Annotated in this window: 9 protein-coding genes; 4 read left to right on the forward strand and 5 right to left on the reverse strand. The window is 71.1% G+C overall.

Annotation, left to right across the window (positions count from 1 at the left end; genetic code table 11):
- The first annotated feature begins 3 nt into the window (after nucleotides 1-3).
- Both MQE23_RS07250 and MQE23_RS07255 read left to right on the forward strand, forming a co-directional pair.
- Nucleotides 4-2,388, forward strand: a complete 2,385-nt coding sequence (locus MQE23_RS07250) for a Tex family protein (RefSeq protein WP_037672802.1) — start codon at nucleotides 4-6, stop codon at nucleotides 2,386-2,388.
- 105 nt (nucleotides 2,389-2,493) lie between these two features.
- Nucleotides 2,494-3,051 (forward strand): putative glycolipid-binding domain-containing protein, encoded by a 558-nt coding sequence (locus MQE23_RS07255; protein ID WP_020276374.1) that lies wholly within the window; start codon nucleotides 2,494-2,496, stop codon nucleotides 3,049-3,051.
- On the opposite strand, the gene MQE23_RS07260 is transcribed toward MQE23_RS07255, so the two are convergent.
- Together MQE23_RS07260 and MQE23_RS07265 are read right to left on the reverse strand one after the other, a co-directional pair.
- Complete coding sequence (locus MQE23_RS07260; protein ID WP_020276375.1) at nucleotides 3,048-4,688, reverse strand: ABC-F family ATP-binding cassette domain-containing protein; 1,641 nt, start codon at nucleotides 4,686-4,688, stop codon at nucleotides 3,048-3,050. The genes MQE23_RS07255 and MQE23_RS07260 overlap by 4 nt on opposite strands.
- Before the next feature lie 25 nt (nucleotides 4,689-4,713).
- Nucleotides 4,714-5,736, reverse strand: coding sequence for a hypothetical protein (locus tag MQE23_RS07265; RefSeq protein WP_020276376.1), 1,023 nt, complete (start codon nucleotides 5,734-5,736; stop codon nucleotides 4,714-4,716).
- 66 nt (nucleotides 5,737-5,802) lie between these two features.
- On the opposite strand from MQE23_RS07265, the gene MQE23_RS07270 reads away from it, so the two are divergent.
- Nucleotides 5,803-6,750, forward strand: coding sequence for an FAD-dependent oxidoreductase (locus tag MQE23_RS07270; RefSeq protein WP_243378599.1), 948 nt, complete (start codon nucleotides 5,803-5,805; stop codon nucleotides 6,748-6,750).
- An 87-nt stretch (nucleotides 6,751-6,837) separates the two neighbouring features.
- Here MQE23_RS07270 and MQE23_RS07275 read toward each other — a convergent pair whose 3' ends face one another.
- The 3 genes from MQE23_RS07275 to MQE23_RS07285 all read right to left on the reverse strand — a co-directional run bounded on the left by MQE23_RS07275 (nucleotide 6,838) and on the right by MQE23_RS07285 (nucleotide 11,895).
- Nucleotides 6,838-8,562, reverse strand: coding sequence for a BCCT family transporter (locus MQE23_RS07275; protein WP_037672805.1), 1,725 nt, complete (start codon nucleotides 8,560-8,562; stop codon nucleotides 6,838-6,840).
- An 82-nt stretch (nucleotides 8,563-8,644) separates the two neighbouring features.
- Complete coding sequence (locus MQE23_RS07280) at nucleotides 8,645-9,931, reverse strand: M14 family metallocarboxypeptidase (protein WP_243378600.1); 1,287 nt, start codon at nucleotides 9,929-9,931, stop codon at nucleotides 8,645-8,647.
- Nucleotides 9,928-11,895 carry a Xaa-Pro dipeptidyl-peptidase gene (locus MQE23_RS07285; protein WP_243378601.1) on the reverse strand — a complete coding sequence of 656 codons (1,968 nt, stop codon included), beginning with the start codon at nucleotides 11,893-11,895 and terminating at the stop codon, nucleotides 9,928-9,930. Before MQE23_RS07285 ends, MQE23_RS07280 begins: the two co-directional genes overlap by 4 nt.
- A 201-nt stretch (nucleotides 11,896-12,096) precedes the next feature.
- Here MQE23_RS07285 and MQE23_RS07290 point away from each other — a divergent pair, with 201 nt between their 5' ends.
- Complete coding sequence (locus MQE23_RS07290; RefSeq protein WP_243378602.1) at nucleotides 12,097-13,623, forward strand: M1 family metallopeptidase; 1,527 nt, start codon at nucleotides 12,097-12,099, stop codon at nucleotides 13,621-13,623.
- Nucleotides 13,624-13,628 lie beyond the last annotated feature (5 nt).

The following is a 13,628-nucleotide window of genomic DNA, read 5'->3' on the forward strand; positions in this document are numbered from 1 at the left end:
GACGTGACGACACCCGGGTCCCTCGAAGTAGGGTCCATCGAAGGCAGGATCGCCGAGGAGCTCGGCGTACGGGAGCGGCAGGTCAGGGCTGCCGTGGAGCTGCTCGACAGCGGTTCTACGGTGCCCTTCATCGCCCGCTACCGCAAGGAAGCGACCGAGATGCTCGACGATGCGCAGCTGCGCACCGTCGAGGAGCGGCTGCGCTATCTGCGGGAGCTGGAGGAGCGGCGGACGGCGATCCTGGAGTCGGTGCGCGAGCAGGGCAAGCTCACCGAGGAACTTCAGGCGCGGATCCTGGGCGCGGAGACCAAGGCGCGACTGGAGGACATCTACCTCCCGTACAAGCCCAAGCGGCGCACCAAGGCGCAGATCGCGCGCGAGGCCGGTCTCGAGCCGCTGGCGGAGGGACTGCTCGGCGATCCGACCGTCGAGCCCCTCGCCGCGGCCGCCGCCTTCGTCGACGCCGACAAGGGCGTGGCCGATCCGCAGGCCGCCCTCGACGGCGCCCGGGCGATCCTCACCGAGCGGTTCTCGGAGGACGCCGACCTGATCGGCGAGCTGCGCGAGCGCATGTGGGTGCGGGGGCGGCTGGCCGCCAAGGTGCGGGACGGCAAAGAGGAGGCGGGCGCGAAGTTCGCCGACTACTTCGACTTCGCCGAGCCGTTCACCGAGCTGCCCTCGCACCGCATCCTGGCGATGCTGCGCGGCGAGAAGGAGGAGGTCCTCGACCTCGTCCTGGAGCCGGAGGAGCCGACCGACGGCCCGTCGTCGTACGAGGGGATGGTCGCGCACCGGTTCGGGATCGCCGACCGGGGCCGACCCGGCGACAAGTGGCTGCTGGACACGGTCCGCTGGGCCTGGCGCACCCGCATCCTCGTCCACCTCGGCATCGACCTCAGGCTGCGGCTGCGCACGGCCGCCGAGGACGAGGCGGTGCGGGTCTTCGCGGCCAACCTGCGCGACCTGCTGCTCGCCGCCCCGGCGGGCACACGTGCGACGCTCGGTCTCGACCCCGGTTTCCGTACGGGTGTGAAGGTCGCCGTCGTCGACGCGACCGGCAAGGTCGTCGCCACGGACGTCATCCACCCGCACGTCCCGGCCAACCGGTGGGACGAGGCCATCGCCAAGCTGGCCCGGCTCGCGAAGGAGCACGCGGTCGAACTGATCGCCATCGGCAACGGCACGGCGTCCCGCGAGACCGACAAGCTCGCCGGGGAACTGATCACCAAGCACCCGGAGCTGAAGCTCACGAAGGTGATGGTGTCCGAGGCCGGCGCGTCCGTGTACTCGGCGTCCGCCTTCGCCTCGCAGGAGCTGCCCGACATGGACGTGTCGCTGCGCGGTGCCGTGTCGATCGCCCGGCGGCTCCAGGACCCGCTGGCCGAGCTGGTGAAGATCGACCCCAAGTCGATCGGTGTCGGCCAGTACCAGCACGACCTGTCCGAGGTGAAGCTGTCGCGTTCGCTGGACGCGGTGGTGGAGGACTGTGTGAACGGCGTGGGCGTGGACGTCAACACGGCGTCGGCCCCGCTGCTCGCCCGGGTCTCCGGCATCACCTCCGGGCTCGCCGAGAACATCGTGGCGCACCGGGACTCCAACGGGCCGTTCAAGTCCCGTGGTGAGCTGAAGAAGGTGGCGCGGCTGGGCCCGAAGGCCTACGAGCAGTGCGCGGGCTTCCTGCGGATCCGCGGCGGCGACGACCCGCTGGACGCGTCCAGCGTGCACCCGGAGGCGTATCCGGTCGTCCGGCGCATGGTGCAGAACTCCGGGCAGGAGGTCGCGGGGCTCATCGGCAACACCGCGGTGCTGCGCTCGCTGAAGCCGCAGGACTTCGTCGACGAGACGTTCGGTCTGCCGACGGTCACCGACATCCTCAAGGAGCTGGAGAAGCCCGGCCGCGACCCGCGTCCGGCCTTCAAGACGGCCGCCTTCAAGGAGGGCGTGGAGAAGATCTCCGACCTGTCGGCCGGGATGGTCCTGGAGGGGGTCGTGACGAACGTCGCCGCGTTCGGCGCGTTCGTCGACGTCGGTGTCCACCAGGACGGTCTGGTGCACGTCTCCGCGATGTCGAAGACGTTCGTCAAGGATCCGCGGGACGTGGTGAAGCCCGGGGACATCGTCAAGGTGAAGGTCCTCGACGTCGACATCCCGCGCAAGCGGATCTCGCTGACGCTGCGCCTGGACGACGAGGCGGCCCCGCAGGGGCAGGACGGCTCCGGCGAGCGCAGGCAGCGGGGCGGGCGTCCGCCGCAGCAGCGGCAGGGCGGCGCCGGCGGGCGCCGTGGTGGCGGTGGCGGTTCGCGTCAGGCGCCGCCGCCTGCCAACGGGGCGATGGCCGACGCGTTGCGCCGGGCGGGGCTGGTCGACCCCAAGAACGGCAAGCGCTGACGGTTCGGCTGTGGGGAGCTGCGGGGCCGTTGTGGCTGGTCGCGCAGTTCCCCGCGCCCTTGGTGAAGAGGCGCTTCGCGCCCTTCACGATCTATCGTGGTTGGTATGCCTGCTTCGCGTGTCATCACCTGGGACGTGTCCGCGAGCCGGGGGGTCGAGACCGCCTGGGTCGAGCTCGGGGACGGAGTGATGCGGGCGCGCGGGCGGGCTGTCGGGACCGTCCCCGAGCCGTACTGGGTCTCGTACGAGCTCGAAACCGCTGAAGGGTTCGTGACCCGGCGGCTGAGCGTCACGGTGGAGACAGCGGCGCAGGAACGCGTTCTCGACCTGCGGCACGACGGTCATCGCACGTGGACCGGAAACGGCGAGCCGCTGCCCGGTGTCGACGGCGCCCTCGACTGCGACTTGGGGCTGTGCCCGCTCACCAACACCATGCCGGTGCTCCGGCACGGGCTGCATCAGGCGCCCGGCGAACGGGAGTTCCTGATGGCCTGGGTGTCTGTGCCGGAGCTGGCGGTGCGGCCGTCCCGGCAGACGTACACGCATCTCGGTCCCGGGCGGGTCCGGTACGCGTCCGGCGACTTCCGCAGCGACCTGGAGTTCGACGAGCAGGGGTACGTCGTGGAGTATCCCTCGCTGGCCACCCGGCTGACGGTCCGTTAGCGCTCGGTCACCTTGCCGTCCGCCACCTCCAGGCGGCGGGTGACGTGTACGGCGTCCAGCATCCGGCGGTCGTGGGTGACCAGCAGGAGGGTGCCCTCGTAGGAGTCGAGCGCGGACTCCAACTGCTCGATGGCGGGCAGGTCGAGGTGGTTGGTCGGCTCGTCGAGGACCAGGAGGTTGACGCCGCGGCCCTGGAGCAGTGCCAGGGCGGCTCTGGTGCGCTCGCCCGGGGAGAGGGTCGCCGCGGGGCGCAGGACATGGTCCGACTTGAGGCCGAACTTGGCCAGGAGCGTGCGGACCTCGGCCGGTTCGGTGTCCGGGACGGCCGCGCGGAAGGCGTCCATCAAGGGCTCCTGGCCGTGGAACAGCTTCCGGGCCTGGTCGACCTCGCCGAGCAGTACGCCCGAGCCGAGAGCGGCGTGCCCGGCGTCGAGCGGGACACGGCCGAGCAGGGCGGCGAGCAGGGTGGACTTGCCCGCGCCGTTCGCGCCCGTCACCGCCACCCGGTCCGCCCAGTCGATCTGGAGGGACACCGGGCCGAGGACGAAGCCGCCGCGGCGCACCTCGGCGTCCCGCAGGGTCGCGACGACGGCGCCCGAGCGCGGGGCCGACGCGATCTCCATGCGCAGTTCCCACTCCTTGCGGGGCTCCTCGACGACGTCCAGCCGCTCGATCATGCGCTGGGTCTGCCGCGCCTTCGCGGCCTGCTTCTCGCTGGCCTCGCTGCGGAACTTGCGTCCGATCTTGTCATTGTCGTTGCCCGCCTTGCGGCGCGCGTTCTTCACGCCCTTGTCCATCCAGGAGCGCTGCATCTGTGCGCGGTCCTGGAGGGCAGCCTTCTTGTCGGCGTACTCCTCGAACTCGTCGCGGGCGTGCCTGCGGGCGACCTCCCGTTCCTCCAGGTAGGCCTCGTAGCCACCGCCGTAGAGGTTGATCCGGCGCTGGGCGAGGTCGAGTTCGAGGACCTTGGTGACGGTGCGGGTGAGGAACTCGCGGTCGTGGCTGACGACCACCGTCCCGGCGCGCAGGCCGCTCACGAAGCGTTCGAGGCGCTCCAGGCCGTCCAGGTCGAGGTCGTTGGTGGGCTCGTCGAGGAGGAAGACGTCGTAGCGGGACAGGAGCAGGGAGGCGAGGCCGGCGCGGGCGGCCTGGCCGCCGGACAGCGACGTCATCAGCTGGTCCAGGCCCACCGCGAGGCCCAGGGAGTCGGCGACCTCCTCGGCGCGTTCGTCGAGGTCGGCACCGCCCAGTCCGAGCCAGCGCTCCAGGCTCGTGGCGTAGGCGTCGTCGGCGCCGGGCTCCCCGTCGACCAAGGCCTGGGTCGCCTCGTCCATGGTCCGCTGGGCCTCGGCGACGCCGGTGCGGCGGGCCAGGAAAGCCCGTACGGTCTCGCCGGGGCGGCGGTCCGGCTCCTGCGGCAGGTGGCCGACGGTGGCGGTCGGCGGGGACAGGCGCAGCTCGCCCTGCTCGGGGGCGGTGAGTCCGGCGAGCATCCTGAGCAGGGTGGACTTGCCGGCGCCGTTGGCTCCGACCAGGCCGATCACGTCGCCGGGCGCGACGACGAGGTCGAGTCCGGTGAACAGGGAGCGGTCGCCGTGGCCGGCGGCGAGGTTCTTGGCGACGAGGGTGGCAGTCATCAGAGTGCCGATCCTAATGGGCCTCTCAGTGGGTGACGGCCGTGGCCAGGACACCTCCGGACGTGCGCGCCACGACGAAGGACCGTCCCTTGACCGCCTTGGCGTCGAGAGCGATGCGGTGCCGACCCGGTTCCAGGACGCCGTCGAAGATCTCCTGGGTGTGGGTGCGGGAGAGCCGGTCGAGGCGGTACGCGGTGAGGGTGACCCGGCAGGCGGAGGTGACCTCGATGCCGGCCTCGCCGCCGGTGGCGGTCAGGCCGGTGAGGCGGCGCTGCTCCAGCGGGCTGCGGTCCAGGGCGTGTTCGATCTGGGCGACGAGGAGGGGAACGATCGGGCCGAGGCCGTCGACGCAGGCGACGGGGACCTCGGCGCGTTCGAAGGCGCGGCGGACGGCGGCACGTTCCCGCTCGCCGGTTCCGTGGCCGAAGGCGACGGCGCCGTAGCCGCGCAGTTCGTCGGCGGGCACGTGGTCGGCGTCGTGGGCGATGTCGGCGCCGACGCCGATGGTGCGCAACGCCGCGGCGAGCTTGGCCAGGACGGCGACGCGGGCGCCGATCAGCAGGACGCGGCGACGGGTGTCGGGGGCGGAGCCGTTCAGCAGGTTGCTGAGCGCCGCGCGGTACTCGGCGCCGCGGAAGCGGAACGGGCCGATGCCGTGGTAGCCGTTGAGCTCCAGGTCGGCGTGTTCGTCGGTCTGCCAGGCGAAGTCCCGCCAGATGAAGTCCTCGCCGTCCCGCTGGATGACCGCGGTGACGGCGCCGCACGCCAGGTCCTCGCACTCGGGGCAGCCGTAGACGACGTAGCGGCCGCCTGGCAGCGGTGCCGGGCTCTCCAGGAGCAGACTGCGGACCTGCGCGGTGAAGATCGCCGGTGGTACGTCGGAGGCGAGCGGGGAGACCGCGTCGAGGTCGGAGAGCCGGAACAGCAGCGGGCGTCCGTCGACGATGAAGTCCACGAAGTCCCGGTGGACCTGGTACCCACCGTCCGTGCGGACTCCGCCGGCCCGCATCGCGGGTGCCAGGCCGAAGGTCGTGTACTCGGCACACATACGGTGAGTATTCCCACACCGCACGTGATGTGAGCACGGCATGGCACATTCCGCTACGGTCCGGGCATGGCTGGTGAGCGCGGTGACGAGATCGTGGTGGTCGGTGGCGGGGTGGTCGGGCTGACGACCGCGGTGGTTCTCGCCGAGCGGGGGCGGCGGGTGCGGGTGTGGACGCGGGACCCTGTCGAGGCGACCACCTCGGCGGTTGCGGGGGCACTGTGGTGGCCGTACCGGATCGAGCCGCTCGCGCTGGCACGGGTGTGGGCGCTGCGGTCGCTGGAGGTGTACGAGGGGCTGGCCGCGGAGTCCGGGTCGAGCGGCGTGCGCCTGGTCGACGGTGTACTGGGCGAGACGCGTCTCGACGAGGTCGACGGGTGGCTGACGGAGCGGATGCCGGAGCTGCGGGCGAGCACGCCCGGGGAGTACGCGGGGTTTGGGATCCGGGCGCGGTTGCCGCTCATCGACATGCCGGTTCATCTGCCGTGGCTGCGGGAGCGGTTGGGGGCGGCGGGCGGTGTGGTCGAGGCCCGTACGGTGTCCGGGTTCGCGGAGGCCGACGCGCCGGTCGTGATCAACTGCACGGGGCTCGCCGCCCGGGAGCTGGTGCCGGATCCGTCCGTGCGGCCCGTGCGCGGGCAGTTGGTCGTCGTGGAGAACCCGGGGATCGACACCTGGCTGGTCTCCACCGACGCGGCCGGCGAGTACGCGTACATGTTCCCGCAGCCGGGCGGGCTCGTCCTCGGCGGCACGGCGGAGGAGGACGTGTGGTCGCCGGAACCCGACCCCGCGACGGCCGACGCGATCATCCGCCGCTGTGCGGCGCTGCGGCCGGAGATCGCCGGGGCGCGCGTACTGGAACACCGGGTGGGACTGCGCCCCACCCGCCCCGCCGTCCGCCTGGAGCGCGACACTCTGCCGGACGGCCGCCTGTTGATCCACAACTACGGCCACGGCGGTGCCGGTGTGACCGTGGCCTGGGGGTGCGCCGAGGAGGCGGCCCGGCTGGTCGGCTAGGACCGCCGGGCCGGTACTCCTCGAACTTCGACGCCCCCGGCCGATGGCGGCCGAGGGCGTCGAGGTCAACCGGCTGGGGCGGTCGGGTCAGTGCTTGCCGATCGGGTCTCCCTCCACGTCCGGACCGCGGCCCGGGCCGACACGGAACTCGAACTCGCCGTCGTACTTCTTGTGGCCTTCCATGACGGCCATTTCGACGGCCTCGGATCCCATCTGCTCACGTACGATCACCGGGTCGCGGCGAAGGTCGCGCATCAGGGCGATACACATGAAGATCATCACGATGACGAACGGCGCCGCCGCGAGGATCGTGAGGTTCTGCAGACCGGTCAGCGCGTCGCCCTGGCCGCTGCCGACCAGGAGCATGATCGCGGCCACCGCACCGGTGACCACGCCCCAGAACACCACCACGAACCGGCCCGGTTCGAGCGCGCCCTTCTGCGACAGGGTGCCCATGACGATCGACGCCGCGTCGGCGCCCGAGACGAAGAAGATTCCGACGAGGACCATCACGAGCAGGCTCGTGACGGTCGCGATGGGGAACTGCTGGAGCACACCGAAGAGCTGCCCCTCCGGGGTGGCCTCCTTGCCGAGCTGCCCCTGCTCCTGCATCTTCATCGCCGAGCCACCGAAGATCGCGAACCAGATCAGGCTGACGGTGCTGGGCACGAGGATGACACCGCCGACGAACTGGCGGATCGTGCGGCCCCGGCTGATGCGGGCGATGAACATGCCGACGAAGGGCGTCCAGGAGATCCACCACGCCCAGTAGAAGACCGTCCAGCTGCCCAGCCAGTCGGCGACGCCCTCGCCACCGCTCGCCTCGGTCCGGCCGGCCAGCTGGGGCAGGTCGCCGAGGTAGGCGAAGACGGAGGTGGGCAGCAGGTCGAGGACGATGATGGTCGGGCCGGCCACGAACACGAACAGGGCGAGCACCAGCGCCAGCACCATGTTGGTGTTGGACAGCCACTGGATGCCCTTCTCCACACCCGAGATCGCGGACGCGACGAAGGCCAGGGTCAGCACCGCGATGATCGTGACGAGCAGCCCGGTGCTCACCTTGTCCATCCACTTCAGCTCCTGCACGCCGGAGCCGATCTGGAGCGCGCCGAGGCCCAGCGAGGCGGCGGAGCCGAAGACGGTCGCGATGATCGCGAGGATGTCGATGGCCCGGCCGATGCCGCCGTTGGCGTTCTTCGTGCCGATGAGCGGGGTGAAGACGGCGCTGATGGTCTGGCGGCGCCGTCGGCGGAAGGTGCTGTAGGCGATGGCGAGGCCGACCACCGCGTAGATCGCCCACGGGTGGAGCGTCCAGTGGAACAGGGTGGTGGCCATGGCCGTCTCCATGCGGTCGCCGGAGTCGGCCGGGTTCGTGCCCGGCGGGGGCGTGCCGTAGTGCGACAACGGCTCGCTCACGCCGTAGAACATCAGGCCGATGCCCATGCCGGCGCTGAACATCATCGCGACCCAGGACACCGTGCGGAACTCGGGCTCCTCGCCCTCCGCACCGAGGTGGATACGGCCGTAGCGGCTGATCGCGAGCCACAGGGCGAACACGACGAAGCCGGAGGCCGCGAGCATGAACGCCCAGCCGCCGTTGTGCATCAGCCCGCTGAGCATGCTCGTGGAGACGTCTTCGAGCGAGTCGGTCGCCGCCGCTCCCCAGACCACGAAGGCGAGGGTGAGCACGGCCGTGACCCCGAAGACAATTCGGTCGGTTCTAGGGCGTTCCTGACCGGGGAGGCCCGCTTCCGAACCCGGAAGCGCGACCCCCTCTTGGTGATCGCTCTCACTTGGTCGGTCGTGCGTCACAGGCGGCACCTTTCATCGGGACGTATGAGGAACGTAAGTCCTCCGTAACGCCCCTACCACGTGTGGCGCAATTTCACCCCCCTCAACATTGCGTTTCCGGATTCCCTGCCGTCAGGTGGTACGTTCCGCGCTCGTCGAGCAGCAACGGCACGAGCGCCCGCAGCGGCTGGCGCAGGGGCACGAGCACTCCCTCCGCGTCCCGGCGTACGCGCACGCCGTGCAGTGCGAGTTCGTCTCCCACCTCGGCGTACTGCGCGGCCGTGAGCCGGTAGCCGCAGGGCGGGTTCTGGATCACCTCGGCCGGTTCGGGCGTGTCGTTGTCGGCGCCGCCGACGTAGACGGGACCGGCGGTGACGTAGCCCGCGAGCCGGGCCCTGCCCGTCGCCGCCTCGACCGCACCGCGACGCTCGTCGGCATATCCGAACAGGCCCGTGAGCGCGTCCAGTTGAGAGGTGACCCGGCGACGGTTGTTCAGCGCCTCGTCCGCCTTCTCGGCATCGGTGAGCGGATCCACTCGGCTCTCGATGAGCAGCCCGATGCCGTGCTTTATGCCAGACATATTGCGCAAAATGCGCTCCTGACCGTCCCCCGCGACCTGCTTGACCGGCTCGCCGGTCTCGGGGTCGGTCCAGATGCCGTAGGTGCCGGTGGAGTGGCCGGCCCGCTGCGCCGCGGGGCGGACGTACTTCTCGGAGAGGGTCTTCGCCTCGTCGTGGACCGCCTCGTGGGTGTTGAGGTTGCGCGGCCACAGGTCGAAGAGGTCCTTGTCGTAGTACGGGGGTGTGGCGCCGTACTCGTGCAGGTCGTAGACGAGGTCGGGGCGCTGGTCGCGGATGAGCGCGGCCAGCGCCCGGCCTTCGGCGGTCCGGAGCGCGAGGTGGTCGCGGTTGATGTCGACGCCGTCGCTGTTGCCCCGCGTGTCGGCGGCCCGGCCGTCGGGGTTGGCGGTGGGCACGACGAGGACCGTGGTGCGGTCCAGGAAGCGCCGGGTGCGACTGTCGCGGGCGTACGCGAGGTCGCGGACGGTGGTCAGACAGGCCTCGCGGCCGGAGGGTTCGTCGCCGTGCTGGCTGCACACGAGCAGCACCTTGTTGAGGGTCGGGCGGGTGCCGATCCGGACGAGCTGGAGCGGGCGGCCCTGCTTCGTCGTGCCGAAGCGGGTCATGGAGACGCGGCCGCTCGACCGGTCGACGGCTTCGAGGAAGTCCTGTTCCTCGGGCTGGGTGGTCCAGCGGGCACCGTTCGTCTGCTCGAAGCCGGTGCGGGGCGGGGAGTCGCCGGCGGCCTGGGCCGGTGCGGCGATGAGAGTTGCGGCGACGGCCGCGGCCGTCAGGGTCAGGGCGCCGACTCGGGTCGTGTGGCGGGTCACTGGCTTCCCTCCGGGACGCGGTGAGCGGTGCGCGGATCCCGTACGCCGTCCAGCAGGGTGACGTCGGGCGTGGCGGACGCGGCTCCGGTGGTGGCGCGGGCGAAGGCGGTGGCTCCGCCGACGAACGGGACGCGGGCCGAGGTGCGGGACAGGTCGACAGCGAGCCGGGGAGTGTCCGCGGGAGGGTCGATGAGGCCCTTGTCCGTGCCCGCGACGATCAGTGCCAGGCGGTGGCCCTTGGGGACGACGTGGTCGGTCGCCGCCAGGTCGAGGGTGATCGTGTACCGCTGGCCCGGGGTGAGCGGGGCGCCCGTCAGGTCGGAGGCGTGGTTGCCGAGGTCGGCCCAGCCGCGGCTGACGATCGTGTAGTCGACGTCGGCGGTCTTCGCCTTCGTCTCCTTGAAGCAGGAGCTGTCGCCCGCGGTGCTCGCGCCCCAGCAGGTGCGGTCGGTGAGGGTGGTGATGCCCTCACCCGCGTCGGCGTAGTCACGGATGGTGGCGGGGCCGATGTCCACGAGGACGGCGGAGAGGTGGGCCGTCGGGGTGGAGGGCGTCGCGGTGACGGTGACCTCGGAGGAGCCGGACAGGCGCAGGTCGCGGGTGAGCGGCCGGGTGACGAAACCGGCCTTCTCCGGTGTCGACTTGTCGATCTGTGCGGCCCAGTCGGTCTCACTCAGCCCCGGGTCGTCCGTGAAGGTCTCGGTGCCGTGGCCGCGGTGCAGGCCGAGGGTGCCGACGCCCGCCTGGGCGCCTCGGTCGGGGCGCAGAGTGGTTGCCCGGGTGCCGCTCGGCGGCCAGGTCCTGGAGGTGGTCCACTGGTCGGGTGCGCGTTCGACGTCGGCCATGGGCTCGCGGTCGATGCCGTTGTCGTAGCCCATGAGTTCGTGGTCGAACCAGCGGTGCAGTGTCTCGACCCAGGCGCCGCGGCGGAAGTCGAAGGGGTCGACGTGGCCCGTCCGGGAGAGCCAGATCTTGCGCTCGACGCCGTTCTTCGCGAGGGCGTCCCACCACTGGCCGACGTGCTTCATCCGCACGTTGAGGTCCTGCATGCCGTGCACGAGGAAGACGCTGGCCTTGACCTTCCGCGCGGCCCTGACGTAATCGCGCTCGGTCCACAGCGGGGTCCAGTCGCCCGTGCGCGGGGCACCGTCGACGAGCTTCTGCTGCACGGCGGCGCACTTGGCCCGGGCGTCGGGGCTGTTGACGTAGTCGGACAGCCATTCGGGGCCGGAGTCGTAGAGCGGGGCGCCCTGCTGGAAGTAGTAGTCGTACCAGGAGGAGATGGCGCTGATCGGGACGATGGTCTTCAGGCCCTCGACGCCGGTCGCGGCGACGCCGTTGGCGATGGTGCCGTCCCAGCTCTTGCCGATCATGCCGGTCCTGCCGTTGGTCCAGGCGGCCTTGGCACGGGTGGTGCCGGTGCGGGTGGTGTAGGCCTTGGCGCGGCCGTTGAGCCAGTCGACGACGGCCTTCGCGGACTGGATGTCGGAGCGGCCGCCGACGTCGACGCAACCGTCGGAGCGATTGGTTCCGGCCAGGTCGACGCCGACGAAGGCGTAGCCGCGCGGCACGAAGTAGTTGTCGTAGTACAGCGGCATCCGTGTGACGTCGCCGTTCGCGTCGTACGTCTTCTTCTGGCTCTCGTTGCCACGCCCGCAGCAGGAGTAGTACGGGCTGGCGTCCATGATGACGGGGACCTTGCGGCCCTGCAGGGCGGGTTCGCGGGGGCGGACGATGTCCACGGCCACCCGGTCGGCCTTGCCGTCGCGGTCGCCGTCGAGTCCGGTGTCCACCCAGACGGCCTCGCGGACGGCGTTCTCGTACGAGTGGACGGGGCGGCTCTCGCGGGGGGCGGGCTGCCGGGCGGCGTCCGCCGCTGCCGGGGTGAGCAGTGTGGCCATCAGGGCGGCCGTGGCCGCCGTCGCGAGCGGTCTCCAGGTCGTGAAGCGCGTGCGTTTCGGCATGCGCCGGACGCTACATCGGTGAACTCCTGTTCAGAAGAGGGCAGCTGACGGACCGGCGTGTCCGGGACGGGCCCCCGGGTCCGGTGTCTCATGTCGGCCGAATGGCGATCGTGTGACAGCAGGGGCCATGGACATGATCGGGGACACAGGGAGCCAATAGGCTCCGGACGGACTTCGGGACCCTACGACTTGGAGCTGTGCGTGCACCGCAGAATCATCGCGCCGGGAGCCCTCGCCGCGGCCGTTCTCCTGCTGGCGATCCCGGCATCGGCCGCGCCCCGCTCCCCCGGCGCACCGGGTATCGGTGACCCCTACTACCCGGCCTACGGCAACGGCGGATACGACGTCTCCCACTACGACCTCAGGCTGAAGTACCAGCCGGCCACGGACCTGCTCGAGGGCACGGCGACCCTCGTGGCCCGCACCACGCAGGACCTGTCCAGCTTCAACCTGGACTTCCTGCTGGACGTCGGCGAGGTGCGGGTCAACGGCGCGAAGGCGTCGTTCCGGACGTCGGGCGAGCACGAGCTGGAGATCACGCCGAAGGCCCCGCTGGCCAAGGGCACGCCCGTCACGGTCGTCGTGCGCTACCGCGGCGTGCCGTCGTCGAAGAAGGCGTACGGCTTCACCAGCTGGCACCGCACACCGGACGGGGGCGTCGCGGCGAACGGGCCCGAGGCGGCGGCTTGGTGGTTCCCGAGCAACGACCACCCGCTCGACAAGGCCACCTACGACGTGTCCGTGCAGGTCCCGGACGGCACGCAGGCCATCTCCAACGGCACGCTCCAGTCGACGAGTTCACGTCTCGGCTGGACCCGCTGGAACTGGCGCTCCGACAAGCCGCAGGCCACGTACCTCGCCACGCTCGCGGTCGGGAAGTTCGACATCACGACCGGCACGACCGAGAGCGGCATCCCGGTCCTCAACGCCTACAGCAAGGACCTGGGCGGCCACGCCGGGGCGGCGCGGGCGAGCATCGAACGGACCGGGGAGATCGCCGACTGGCTGACCGGCTACTTCGGGCCGTACCCCTACGACGCGCTCGGCGGATACGTGCCGAACACCACGACCGGGTACGCGCTGGAGACCCAGACCCGGCCGTACTACAGCCCGCGGCAGTTCGCGAACGGGTCGAACGTCTCCGTCGTCGTCCATGAGCTGGCGCACCAGTGGTACGGGGACGACGTGTCGCTCAAGCGCTGGAAGGACATCTGGATCAACGAGGGCTTCGCGCGGTACGCGCAGTGGCTGTGGTCCGAGCACGAGGGCGAGGGCACGGCGCAGGAACTCGCCGACTACGTGTACGCCTCGCACCCCGCCGACGACCCGTTCTGGACGGTGAAGCCCGGGGACCCTGGTGCCGAGAACCAGTTCGGCATCGCGGTGTACGACCGGGGCGCGCTGGCCGTCCAGGCGCTGCGCAACGAGATCGGCGACGAGGCGTTCTTCACGATCCTCAAGGGCTGGCCGCGGAAGTACGCCCACGGCAACGCGTCGGTCGCCGACTTCCAGCGGTACGCCGAGGAGGTGTCGGGCAAGCCCCTGGCCGCCCTGTTCGACACGTGGCTGTTCCAGCCGTCGAAGCCGGGGGTGCCGGCGGCTCGGGCCGCGGCGGTTGCGAAGGGGGCGGGGGCTGTGCCGGCGACTGTGCCGCAGCCGAGGTCGTGGAAGAAGATCGCGGCGACGAACGGGGTGCACGAGCACGCGGGTGCGGAGCACGTGCACTGACGCGG

It is taken from the genome of Streptomyces sp. HP-A2021 (assembly GCF_022807935.1).
GTDB lineage: Bacteria > Actinomycetota > Actinomycetes > Streptomycetales > Streptomycetaceae > Streptomyces > Streptomyces afghaniensis.

What these genes read in the sequence shown, in the direction of transcription:
- MQE23_RS07255 (WP_020276374.1), top strand. Translation starts at nt 2,494, where the DNA reads ATGCCTGCTTCGCGTGTCATCACCTGGGACGTGTCCGCGAGCCGGGGG.
- MQE23_RS07265 (WP_020276376.1), bottom strand. Translation starts at nt 5,736, where the DNA reads ATGTGTGCCGAGTACACGACCTTCGGCCTGGCACCCGCGATGCGGGCC.
- MQE23_RS07270 (WP_243378599.1), top strand. Translation starts at nt 5,803, where the DNA reads ATGGCTGGTGAGCGCGGTGACGAGATCGTGGTGGTCGGTGGCGGGGTG.
- MQE23_RS07260 (WP_020276375.1), bottom strand. Translation starts at nt 4,688, where the DNA reads ATGACTGCCACCCTCGTCGCCAAGAACCTCGCCGCCGGCCACGGCGAC.
- MQE23_RS07285 (WP_243378601.1), bottom strand. Translation starts at nt 11,895, where the DNA reads ATGCCGAAACGCACGCGCTTCACGACCTGGAGACCGCTCGCGACGGCG.